The organism is Citrobacter sp. S46_ASV_140, from assembly GCF_018919545.1.
Taxonomy (GTDB): Bacteria; Pseudomonadota; Gammaproteobacteria; order Enterobacterales; family Enterobacteriaceae; genus Citrobacter; species Citrobacter braakii.
In genome coordinates this window covers 1-11,981 of the sequence record NZ_JAHLRC010000109.1, presented here as the reverse complement: position 1 = coordinate 11,981, position 11,981 = coordinate 1, and the positions used below count along the sequence as shown (strand labels likewise).

At 53.4% G+C, this 11,981-nt stretch carries 10 protein-coding genes; 7 read left to right on the top strand and 3 right to left on the bottom strand.

Features of this window, described 5'->3' with window-relative positions; genetic code table 11:
• Positions 1-319: 319 nt before the first annotated feature.
• Positions 320-1,942 (top strand): phosphoenolpyruvate carboxykinase (ATP), encoded by a 1,623-nt coding sequence (gene pckA, locus KQJ19_RS19225; protein ID WP_016154801.1) that lies wholly within the window; start codon positions 320-322, stop codon positions 1,940-1,942.
• Positions 1,943-2,016: 74 nt separating this feature from the next.
• On the opposite strand, the gene envZ is transcribed toward pckA, so the two are convergent.
• Complete coding sequence (gene envZ / locus KQJ19_RS19220) at positions 2,017-3,369, bottom strand: two-component system sensor histidine kinase EnvZ (RefSeq protein ID WP_006687412.1); 1,353 nt, start codon at positions 3,367-3,369, stop codon at positions 2,017-2,019.
• The gene (ompR, locus tag KQJ19_RS19215; protein ID WP_001157751.1) at positions 3,366-4,085 is read right to left on the bottom strand and encodes a two-component system response regulator OmpR; all 720 of its coding nucleotides are present in this window, start codon (positions 4,083-4,085) and stop codon (positions 3,366-3,368) included. Before ompR ends, envZ begins: the two co-directional genes overlap by 4 nt.
• 225 nt (positions 4,086-4,310) lie before the next feature.
• Between ompR and greB the strand changes: the two genes are divergently transcribed.
• The 6 genes from greB to KQJ19_RS19185 all read left to right on the top strand — a co-directional run bounded on the left by greB (position 4,311) and on the right by KQJ19_RS19185 (position 11,648).
• On the top strand, positions 4,311-4,784 hold the full coding sequence (gene greB / locus KQJ19_RS19210; protein WP_016157642.1) for a transcription elongation factor GreB: 474 nt from the start codon (positions 4,311-4,313) through the stop codon (positions 4,782-4,784).
• Between the two features lie 98 nt (positions 4,785-4,882).
• Positions 4,883-7,216, top strand: a complete 2,334-nt coding sequence (locus tag KQJ19_RS19205) for a Tex family protein (RefSeq protein WP_216403995.1) — start codon at positions 4,883-4,885, stop codon at positions 7,214-7,216.
• Positions 7,217-7,648: 432 nt separating this feature from the next.
• On the top strand, positions 7,649-7,876 hold the full coding sequence (gene feoA / locus KQJ19_RS19200; protein WP_003023519.1) for a ferrous iron transporter A: 228 nt from the start codon (positions 7,649-7,651) through the stop codon (positions 7,874-7,876).
• Positions 7,877-7,894: 18 nt separating this feature from the next.
• Entirely contained in the window at positions 7,895-10,213 is a 2,319-nt protein-coding gene (feoB, locus tag KQJ19_RS19195; protein ID WP_103766944.1) for a Fe(2+) transporter permease subunit FeoB, read from the top strand.
• Positions 10,214-10,224: 11 nt separating this feature from the next.
• Complete coding sequence (feoC, locus tag KQJ19_RS19190) at positions 10,225-10,461, top strand: [Fe-S]-dependent transcriptional repressor FeoC (protein ID WP_003023516.1); 237 nt, start codon at positions 10,225-10,227, stop codon at positions 10,459-10,461.
• Between the two features lie 236 nt (positions 10,462-10,697).
• Positions 10,698-11,648: an Rpn family recombination-promoting nuclease/putative transposase gene (locus KQJ19_RS19185; RefSeq protein ID WP_216403994.1), complete on the top strand. Its 951-nt coding sequence runs from the start codon at positions 10,698-10,700 to the stop codon at positions 11,646-11,648.
• A 44-nt stretch (positions 11,649-11,692) separates the two neighbouring features.
• Here the strand turns inward: KQJ19_RS19185 and KQJ19_RS19180 are convergent.
• On the bottom strand, positions 11,693-11,981 hold a 289-nt coding region (locus KQJ19_RS19180; RefSeq protein WP_346011599.1), incomplete at its 5' end, for an alpha/beta fold hydrolase.

Here is an 11,981-nt window from a genome sequence, read left to right as displayed (position 1 = left end):
TTGATAGGCCGATCCCGGACCACTGCGGCGGGAAGTGAATCGATATTGTTTATGTATGAGTTACGTTATTTTCTTACGTGAATGCGATTACACTCACAAGTTTCCCGCCAAAAACACTCTCTATTAACGTTTTAAGAACATTTTCCACAACAAAAAAGGGTTTCCTGCCATAATATCCGCCTCTTTGTGACAGGAGTCGCAGCGCATTCGGTTATCCGTGATTTTCCCGGATGCGTAAATCTATGAGCCTTGTCGCGGTTAGCAATCCCTAAAAAACCTTACTATTCCAGGTAATACATATTGGCTAAGGAGCAGTGAAATGCGTGTGAACAACAGTTTAACCCCGCAAGATCTCAAGGCTTATGGTATCAATGACGTTCAGGATATCGTTTACAATCCAGACTACGACACGCTTTTCCAGGAGGAACTTGATCCAAACCTGGAAGGTTATGAGCGTGGCGTGTTAACAAACCTGGGCGCCGTTGCCGTTGATACCGGTATCTTTACCGGACGTTCGCCAAAGGATAAGTATATTGTCCGTGACGACACCACGCGCGACACGCTCTGGTGGTCCGACAAAGGTAAAGGTAAGAACGACAACAAACCGCTCTCCCCGGAAACCTGGCAGCATCTGAAAGGATTAGTCACCCAGCAGCTTTCCGGTAAGCGTCTGTTTATCATTGATGCATTCTGCGGCGCTAACGCCGATACCCGCCTTTCCGTACGCTTCATTACCGAAGTAGCCTGGCAGGCGCATTTTGTTAAAAACATGTTCATCCGCCCAAGCGACGAAGAGCTGGTTGATTTCAAACCTGATTTCATCGTGATGAACGGCGCTAAATGCACTAACCCGCAGTGGAAAGAGCAGGGTCTGAACTCCGAAAACTTCGTGGCTTTCAACCTGACTGAGCGTATCCAGTTGATTGGTGGCACCTGGTACGGCGGCGAAATGAAGAAAGGTATGTTCTCCGTAATGAACTACCTGCTGCCGCTGAAAGGCATTGCCTCCATGCACTGCTCGGCAAACGTCGGGGAAAAAGGTGATGTGGCAGTCTTCTTTGGCCTGTCCGGTACGGGTAAAACAACGCTGTCCACCGATCCGAAACGCCGCCTGATTGGCGATGACGAACACGGCTGGGATGACGACGGCGTGTTTAACTTTGAAGGCGGTTGCTACGCGAAGACCATCAAACTGTCTAAAGATGCCGAGCCGGAAATCTACAACGCAATCCGTCGTGACGCGCTGCTGGAAAACGTCACCGTGCGCGCAGATGGTTCCATCGACTTCGACGACGGTTCCAAAACCGAAAACACCCGCGTGTCCTACCCGATTTATCACATCGATAACATCGTTAAGCCGGTGTCAAAAGCGGGTCACGCCACCAAAGTGATCTTCCTGACCGCCGATGCGTTTGGCGTGCTGCCGCCAGTCTCTCGTCTTACGGCAGACCAAACCCAGTACCACTTCCTGTCTGGCTTCACCGCCAAACTGGCCGGTACCGAACGTGGCGTCACCGAACCAACCCCAACCTTCTCAGCCTGCTTTGGCGCAGCATTCCTGTCACTGCACCCAACGCAGTACGCAGAAGTACTGGTGAAACGTATGCAGGCGGCAGGTGCGCAGGCATATCTGGTTAACACCGGCTGGAACGGTACCGGCAAGCGTATCTCTATCAAAGATACCCGCGCGATTATCGACGCTATCCTGAACGGTTCGCTGGATGACGCAGAAACGTTCCGTCTGCCGATGTTTGACCTGGCTATCCCAACCGAGCTGCCGGGCGTGGATACTCGCATTCTCGATCCGCGTAATACCTATGCTTCTCCGGAGCAGTGGCAGGAAAAAGCCAACGCACTGGCGAAACTGTTTATCGAGAACTTCGAGAAATACACCGATACCCCTGCGGGTGAAGCGCTGGTTAGCGCCGGACCGAAGCTGTAACGAAGAGTGCCGGATGGCGGTTTCGCCTTATCCGGCCTACAGCAACAAAAAGGGAGGCATTTCGCCTCCCTTTCTTATGCGTCTTTCGTGGTGCCCTGCGCGCGAGTGAAGGGAACCGGAAGCCAGGCGCGGATCGACAACCCTCCTCGTTCACTGGTGCCAATTTCCAGCATACCGTTATGGTTATCGATAATACGCTGCACAATCGCCAGACCCAGGCCCGTGCCGCTGGTACTACGCGCGCTGTCGCCGCGGACAAACGGCTGGAACAGGTGTTTACGCTGCTCCGGCTTGATGCCCGGACCATCATCTTCTACCTGGAACCAGGCGCGATGCGTCTCCGTACCGCTGCTGACCTTAATCCAGCCGTTGCCGTAACGGGCGGCGTTAACCACCATATTGGCAACCGCACGCTTGATCGACAGCGGGTGCATTTTCACCTGAATGCTGCCCGGCAGCAGCGCAGTTTCGATTTCACGTTCATAGCCGCTTTCCGCTGCGACCACTTCGCCTAATACCGAGTTCAGATCCGCCATCTCCATCGGCATCTCCTGACCGGTACGCAGATAATCGATGAACTGCTCGATAATGGCATTGCACTCTTCGATATCCTTATTGATGGACTCCGCGAGATAACCATCCTCTTCGCCCATCATTTCGGTCGCCAGACGAATACGCGTCAGCGGAGTACGTAAATCGTGGCTCACGCCCGCCATTAACAGCGTACGGTCATCTGCCAGTTGCTTCACACCCGCAGCCATATGGTTAAAGGCTCGGGTAACGGAGCGCACCTCTGAAGCACCATACTCACGCAGCGGCGGCGGAATGATACCTTTCCCCACCTGCAGCGCCGCATGTTCAAGATCCACCAGCGGTCGGTTCTGGATACGGATAAACAGCCACGCGCCACCGATAGCCAACAGCATAATCGCCAGCGTGTAGCGGAACAGCGGTGAGAAATCGCCCTGATGGATCTCCGTCAGCGGCACGCGTACCCAGATATTGGGCGACAGCCAGGTTTTCAGCCATACGACCGGCGAGCTTTTGTTCACCTCAACACGGACTTCCGTCGGACCGCCCAGCTGCTGCGCCATCTGATGGCTTAAGAATTCATAGTGTTGCGCCCAACGCAGTCCCGCTTCTTCAGCGGCCTCGTTGGAATAGAGGGAAATACCCAGCTCACGATAAATTTCCCGGCGGAATGCGGGCGGCACCACCAGTTGCGTACCGTCCTCCAACTGCAGTTTATCGGTCATCAGCATACGAACTTCGTAGGCCAGGACCTTATTAAACTGCTGGAGGCTCGGCAGTATCGCGAAGTTCAGCACTACCAGGTAAGTCGTCACCAGGCTGGCAAACAGCAAGGTGACGATGAGCAATAACGTGCGGGCAAACGAACTTCGTGGCGAGAAGCGCATTCGCCTCATGCTTTAGAACCGTCCGGAACAAAGACGTAGCCGAGACCCCACACGGTCTGAATGTAGCGCGGATGCGCCGGGTCCTCTTCCACCATACGGCGCAGACGAGAAATCTGGACGTCGATAGAACGCTCCATCGCCGAATATTCACGACCACGGGCCAGGTTCATCAGCTTGTCGCGGGACAGCGGCTCGCGCGGGTGGCTTACCAGCGCTTTCAGTACCGCAAATTCCCCACTGGTGAGCGGCATTGGCTCATCTTCACGGAACATTTCACGCGTACCGAGGTTCAGTTTAAACTTACCAAAAGCAATGACCGCTTCTTCCTGAGAAGGCGCGCCCGGCAGTTCGTTCGCCTGACGACGCAGTACAGCGCGAATACGCGCCAGCAGTTCTCGCGGGTTAAACGGTTTCGGAATGTAATCGTCAGCGCCAATTTCCAGCCCAACGATACGATCGACTTCTTCACCCTTCGCCGTGACCATAATGATCGGCATCGGGTTGCTTTGACTGCGCAGGCGACGGCAAATAGACAGGCCATCTTCTCCCGGCAGCATTAAATCCAGCACCATCAGGTGAAAGGACTCACGGGTCAGCAGACGATCCATCTGCTCAGCGTTAGCGACGCTTCGAACCTGGAAGCCCTGCTCGGTCAGATAACGCTCCAGAAGCGCACGCAAGCGCATGTCGTCATCGACCACCAGAATCTTATAGTTCTCTTGCATTGTTATTACTCCCAAAGGTTCGCAACAATTAAGTGTATATTCTTAAGAAAGCTAACGTGAGTCACCAGCGAATTCTGGTATGAATTCCAGGCTAAATTGTTACAAAGCATATTAAACAGCAGCTTAAGTATACAATGTTTCTCGCAATACATTATTTATTCTGTTGATATGCTCGCGTAATACTAATTGTGCGCATCATCACAGAGTCGAAGGTAAAACAATAAGATGAAAACGCCCCTGATAACCCGCGAAGGGTATGAAAAACTCAAACAAGAGCTGAATTACCTCTGGCGTGAAGAGCGCCCGGAAGTCACCAAAAAGGTTACCTGGGCCGCAAGTCTGGGTGACCGCAGCGAAAATGCCGACTACCAGTATAATAAAAAGCGTCTGCGTGAGATCGACCGCCGTGTCCGTTATTTGACCAAGTGCATGGAGAATTTGAAAATCGTCGATTACTCCCCGCAGCAAGAGGGCAAAGTCTTCTTTGGCGCGTGGGTCGAGATTGAAAATGACGATGGCGACATCCGTAAATTCCGTATTGTCGGCTACGATGAGATCTTCGGTCGTAAAGATTACATTTCTATCGACTCACCGATGGCGCGGGCGCTGCTGAAAAAAGAGGTCGGCGATCTCGCGATAGTCAACACCCCTGGTGGTGAAGCCAGCTGGTACGTGAACGAAATTAAATACGTTAAGTGAGACCGGAACAATCCGAAGCCCCGGTAGATGACTGGCATTTTTGCCAGTCAATCCGTATAACTATCCCCTGATTTTTTATCCTATAGACGAAGCTATCCATGATGAATGATTCTTTCTGCCGCATTATCGCAGGTGAAATTCAGGCTCGTGCTGAACAGGTAGAAGCTGCCGTTCGCCTGCTTGACGAAGGGAACACCGTGCCGTTTATCGCACGTTATCGTAAGGAAATCACCGGCGGTCTGGACGATACGCAACTGCGTAATCTGGAGACCCGTCTGGGATATCTGCGTGAACTGGAAGACCGCCGTCAGGCAATCCTGAAATCTATCGGCGAGCAAGGCAAACTGACCGACGATTTGGCGAACGCGATCAACGGCACGTTAAGTAAGACCGAACTCGAAGATCTCTATCTGCCGTACAAACCTAAGCGCCGCACCCGTGGGCAGATAGCCATTGAGGCCGGACTGGAGCCGCTGGCAGATCTGCTGTGGAACGAACCGTCCCATGACCCGGAAACCGAAGCCGCAAAATATCTCAACGCTGAAAACGGCGTGGCCGATACCAAAGCCGCCCTCGATGGCGCACGCTACATTCTGATGGAGCGCTTCGCCGAAGACGCTGCGCTGCTGGCAAAAGTGCGTGATTATTTGTGGAAAAACGCCCATCTGGTTGCCGCCGTGGTTAGTGGCAAAGAAGAGGAAGGCGCTAAGTTCCGCGATTACTTCGATCACCACGAACCTATTTCTACCGTTCCATCCCACCGTGCGCTGGCCATGTTCCGTGGTCGTAACGAAGGCGTGTTGCAGCTTTCACTAAATGCCGATCCGCAATTCGATGAGCCGCCAAAAGAGAGCCACGGCGAGCAGATTATCCAGGATCACCTGGGACTGCGCCTGAACAACGCCCCCGCTGACAGCTGGCGTAAAGGCGTTGTTAGCTGGACGTGGCGCATCAAAGTGCTGATGCACCTTGAAACTGAGCTGATGGGTACCGTGCGTGAACGTGCGGAAGATGAAGCGATCAACGTCTTTGCCCGTAACCTGCATGACCTACTGATGGCCGCCCCGGCCGGGCTGCGCGCCACAATGGGTCTCGATCCGGGTCTGCGTACCGGTGTAAAAGTGGCAGTGGTTGATGGTACCGGCAAGCTGGTCGCGACCGACACTATTTATCCGCATACCGGCCAGGCAGCCAAAGCCGCCGTTGCCGTGGCGGCGTTGTGTGAAAAATACAACGTTGAGCTGGTCGCGATTGGTAACGGTACGGCGTCGCGCGAAACCGAGCGTTTCTTCCTCGACGTCCAGAAGCAGTTCCCGAAAGTGACCGCGCAGAAAGTGATTGTCAGCGAAGCCGGGGCATCGGTTTACTCTGCTTCCGAGCTGGCGGCGCTGGAGTTCCCGGATCTCGATGTTTCGCTGCGTGGCGCGGTGTCTATCGCCCGTCGTTTGCAGGATCCGTTGGCGGAGCTGGTGAAAATCGATCCGAAATCTATCGGCGTGGGCCAGTATCAGCACGATGTAAGCCAGACGCAGCTGGCGCGCAAGCTGGATGCGGTGGTGGAAGACTGCGTGAACGCCGTCGGCGTCGATCTGAATACCGCTTCCGTGCCGCTGCTGACCCGCGTTGCTGGCCTGACGCGCATGATGGCGCAAAACATCGTCGCCTGGCGCGATGAGAACGGTCAGTTTCAGAACCGTCAGCAACTGCTTAAAGTTAGCCGCCTGGGGCCAAAAGCCTTTGAACAGTGCGCGGGCTTCCTGCGTATCAACCATGGCGATAACCCACTGGATGCATCTACCGTTCACCCGGAAGCTTATCCGATTGTGGAACGCATTCTGGCCACAACCGAGCAATCGCTGCGTGACCTGATGGGCAACAGCAACGAACTGCGCAATCTGAAAGCAGCCGATTTTACCGACGAACGCTTCGGGGTGCCGACCGTCACCGACATCATCAAAGAGCTGGAAAAACCGGGCCGCGACCCGCGTCCTGAATTTAAAACCGCGCAGTTTGCTGATGGCGTAGAAACCATGAACGATCTGCTGCCGGGAATGATTCTGGAAGGGGCAGTCACTAACGTCACGAACTTCGGCGCGTTTGTTGATATTGGCGTTCATCAGGATGGTCTGGTGCATATCTCTTCATTGTCGAATAAGTTCGTCGAAGATCCACACACCGTGGTGAAAGCGGGCGACATTGTGAAGGTGAAAGTGCTGGAAGTTGACCTGCAACGTAAGCGTATCGCACTGACCATGCGTCTGGACGAGCAGCCGGGTGAAACCAATGCGCGTCGCGGCGGCGGGAATAACGATCGCACTCAGATCAATCGCCCGGCGCCAAAAGCCGCGAAACCTCGTGGTCGTGACGCACAGCCTGCGGGCAACAGCGCCATGATGGATGCGCTGGCGGCGGCAATGGGTAAAAAACGCTAGTGTGACTTTTGTGCCGGATGGGGGGGTAACCTCCTTATCCGGCTAACTTGTCGCAATTAATTTGTAAGCCGGATAACACGCGTGAGCGTTGCCATCCGGCATATTTAGTCTATTTCCCGCTTTCTACCGCCATATATTTATCACTTCATTAACATGATGAAACCTTAATTAAACATTAAGATCCTCACTAATTATTTCCGTGAATCATTCGTTCTCAACCAGAATAAATATTGAGGAATATCAAAATTGGCGCAAATTATTATCCAATTGTACATTCCGTCACATTTATTCTATTGATGATAGAAACCATTCTCATTATCATTGATCTGTTGATTATTTACTCTTTCCTTACGTTGGCTAATCATCTGGCCTCATGCCGCCTTGCCGCCCCATGAGGTAATCATCCAGTTAGCGAGATATAAGTAGGTCCCTATGCAATTCACTCCTGACAGTGCGTGGAAAATTACCGGTTTTGCCCGTGAAATCAGCCCGGCTTATCGTCAGAAACTGTTGTCACTTGGCATGCTACCCGGCTCCTCTTTCAACGTGGTGCGCGTCGCCCCACTCGGCGATCCTATCCATATCGAAACGCGTCGCGTAAGTCTGGTATTGCGTAAGAAAGATCTGGCGTTATTAGAAGTGGAAGCGGTTTCCTGTTAATACAGTGAGTCTATAAAAATGAAAAAACTAACCATTGGTTTAATTGGCAATCCTAATTCCGGCAAGACAACTTTATTCAACCAGCTTACCGGCGCCCGCCAGCGTGTAGGCAACTGGGCTGGCGTTACCGTTGAGCGTAAAGAAGGTCATTTCGCAACGACGGACCACCAGGTCACGCTGGTTGATTTACCCGGCACCTATTCTCTGACGACAATCTCATCCCAGACCTCTCTCGATGAGCAGATCGCCTGTCACTATATTTTAAGCGGCGACGCGGATCTCTTGATCAACGTGGTCGATGCTTCAAACCTTGAACGCAACCTCTACCTGACGTTGCAACTGCTTGAGCTGGGCATCCCCTGCATCGTCGCGTTGAATATGCTGGATATTGCCGAGAAGCAGCAAATCCGTATTGATATCGATGCCCTCTCCGCTCGCCTTGGCTGCCCGGTGGTTCCGCTGGTATCCACCCGCGCCCGCGGCATTGAAGCGCTGAAGCTGGCGATCGATCGCTACAAAGAAAACGACACCGTCGAGCTGGTTCATTATGCCCAGCCGCTGCTGCAGGAAGCGGATTCCCTCGCCGATGCGATGGCCAAAGATATGCCGTTAAAACAGCGCCGCTGGCTAGGCCTACAGATGCTGGAAGGCGATATCTACAGCCGGGCCTACGCGGGTGATGCCGCGCAAAACCTTGATGCCGCCATTGCACGTCTGAGCGAGACAATGGACGATCCGGCACTGCATATCGCCGATGCGCGCTATCAGTGCATTGCCGCTATCTGCGATACCGTCAGCAACACCCTGACGGCAGAGCCGAGCCGCTTCACCACCGCAGTAGATAAAATCGTCCTCAACCGCTTCCTCGGGCTGCCGATTTTCCTGTTCGTGATGTACCTGATGTTCCTGCTCGCCATCAACATTGGCGGCGCGCTGCAACCGTTGTTTGACGTCGGCTCCGTAGCGCTCTTTATCCATGGTATTCAGTGGATTGGCTACACGCTGCACTTCCCGGACTGGCTCACTATCTTTTTGGCGCAAGGTCTTGGCGGCGGGATTAACACCGTGCTGCCACTGGTACCGCAAATCGGCATGATGTACCTGTTCCTCTCCTTCCTTGAAGACTCCGGTTACATGGCGCGCGCCGCGTTTGTAATGGACCGTCTGATGCAGGCGCTGGGACTGCCGGGCAAATCGTTTGTCCCGCTGATCGTCGGCTTTGGCTGTAACGTACCGTCAGTGATGGGCGCACGTACGCTGGACGCCCCGCGTGAACGTCTGATGACTATCATGATGGCACCGTTTATGTCCTGTGGCGCTCGCCTGGCGATTTTCGCCGTCTTTGCCGCAGCGTTCTTTGGTCAGAACGGTGCGCTGGCGGTCTTCTCACTGTACGTACTGGGTATCGTTATGGCGGTATTGACCGGTCTGATGCTCAAACACACCATCATGCGTGGCGAAGCAACGCCGTTCGTGATGGAGCTGCCGGTGTACCACGTGCCGCACATTAAGAGTCTGATTATTCAGACCTGGCAACGCCTGAAAGGCTTCGTTCTGCGTGCGGGTAAAGTCATCATCATCGTCAGCATTTTCCTCAGCGCGTTTAACAGTTTCTCGCTGAGCGGAAAAATCGTCGACAACATCAACGACTCTGCTCTGGCCTCCGTCAGCCGCGTAATCACGCCGATCTTCAAGCCGATTGGCGTTCACGAAGATAACTGGCAGGCAACCGTAGGTCTGTTCACCGGCGCGATGGCGAAAGAAGTGGTTGTCGGTACGCTGAACACGCTCTATACCGCAGAAAACATTCAGGAAGAAGAGTTCAACCCGGCAGATTTCCACCTCGGTGACGAGCTGCTCGGCGCGGTAGATGAGACCTGGCAAAGCCTGAAAGACACCTTCAGCCTGAGCGTACTGGCTAACCCTATTGAAGCCAGCAAGGGCGACGGTGAAATGGCTACGGGTGCAATGGGCGTGATGGGCGAAAAATTTGGCAGCGCTGCCGCCGCTTACAGCTACCTGATTTTCGTGCTGCTGTATGTGCCGTGTATTTCGGTAATGGGCGCTATTGCACGTGAATCCAGCCGTGGCTGGATGAGCTTCTCGATTCTGTGGGGCCTGAACATCGCCTACTCTCTGTCGACGCTGTTTTATCAGGCGGTCAGCTACAAAGAGCACCCGACCTACAGCCTGGTGTGCATTTTAGCTGTCATCCTGTTTAACATTGTGTTGCTGGGCCTGCTGCGTCGAGCTCGCAGTCGCGTGGATCTCGCACTGCTGGCGACCAACAGGACGGCAAGCTCCTGCTGTTCCAGCACCACTGGCGACTGCCACTAAGGTTATCGACAATGGCATCGCTTATTCAGGTTCGTGATTTATTGGCTTTGCGGGGACGCATGGAGGCAACTCAAATTAGCCACACGCTGCACACCCCGCAGCCCATGATTGACGCCATGCTGAATCAGTTAGAAAAGATGGGTAAAGCGGTGCGGATTCAGGAAGATGCCGACGGGTGTCTTTCCGGAAGCTGCAAGAGTTGTCCGGAAGGTAAAGCCTGCCTGCGCGAGTGGTGGGCTTTGCGCTAGTTCGATGCCGGATGGCGCTACGCATCCGGTCTAAAAATGACTGCAAACGTCCTGGCCGGATAAAGCGTTTATGTTGATATCCGGCTTTTTGCGTAATGGATTCCACAAAGATGTCTCTGTTTCAGCAAAGCTGATCTATCCTCCAGCCTGTCACGCATCGTGATCAACTCGTGAATGATTACTGGCGACCAGGGAAGTAGAGTCTCGTCATCTTGTTTCTCAGGTGACGGATCGCCATGAATACTGACACGACTGCTACGCCGCATGACGCGATTTTTAAAACGTTCTTAAACCACCCTGCTACCGCACGCGACTTTCTTCGGCTCCATCTTCCAGCCTCTTTGCAAAAACTGTGCGATCTGAAAACGCTACAACTGGAATCGGGCAGCTTTATTGAGGACGATTTGCGCGCGTACTATTCCGATGTGCTGTGGTCATTAAAAACCCGCGAAGGCGATGGCTATATTTACACCATCATTGAGCATCAGAGCACCGCCGATGCCCATATGGCATTTCGGCTGATGCGTTATGCCATTGCGGTCATGCATCGTCATTTGGCTGCAGGTCACAAGAAACTCCCGCTGGTGATACCCATGCTTTTTTATCATGGCGCGGCAAGCCCATACCCCTACTCACTCTGCTGGCTGGACGAATTTGACGACCCAAAGGCCGCCAGACAACTTTATACCTCAGCGTTTCCACTGATCGATATCACCGTGGTTCCCGATGACGAGATCATGCAGCATCGCCGGATGGCGCTGTTGGAACTCATCCAAAAACATATTCGTAAACGCGATTTGATGGGGCTGGTAGAAAAACTGGCCATCCTGCTTATTAAAGGACACGCTAATGACAGCCAGTTGAAAGCCTTGTTTAATTATCTAATGCAGGTCGGGGACACCGCACATTTTACCGAGTTTCTTCATGAGGTCGCCGAACGTTTACCCCAACATAAGGAAAAGTTGATGACTATCGCCGAAAGATTACGACAAGAAGGGCATCTTAATGGTCTTCAGGAAGGCCATATGAAAGGGTTACAAGAGGGGTTACAAACGGGCTTGCAACAAGGTAAACGAGAGGAAGCTTTACGTATTGCATCAACCCTGCAGGCTGATGGTATCGACCTGCTGACCATCTTCAGAATTACCGGCCTGACCGCTGAGGATCTGGCTACGCGTAGCCATTAATCTCAAGCCCGGTAAGCGTGGCTCTACCGGGCAACACAACAGATTTATAGGCGTTTTTTTAACGCCACCAGCGCTGCGCAGAACTCTGCAGGATGCGAGATAAACGGTGCATGCGCCGCTTTAGCAAATATCAACGACTCGCTATGCGGCCACAGGGCATCGAGCATTGGGACCACTTTGCGCGGAACCAGTCCATCGAGATAGCCGTACAACCGCAGAAAAGGCATGTCCACAGCGCACAGAGGCTCACGCAGATCGACCGTTTTCAGGATCTCCAGTCCGCCATTGAGCACCTCGACCTTCGGCATGGGTAACGCCAGCACTGTTTTCTTC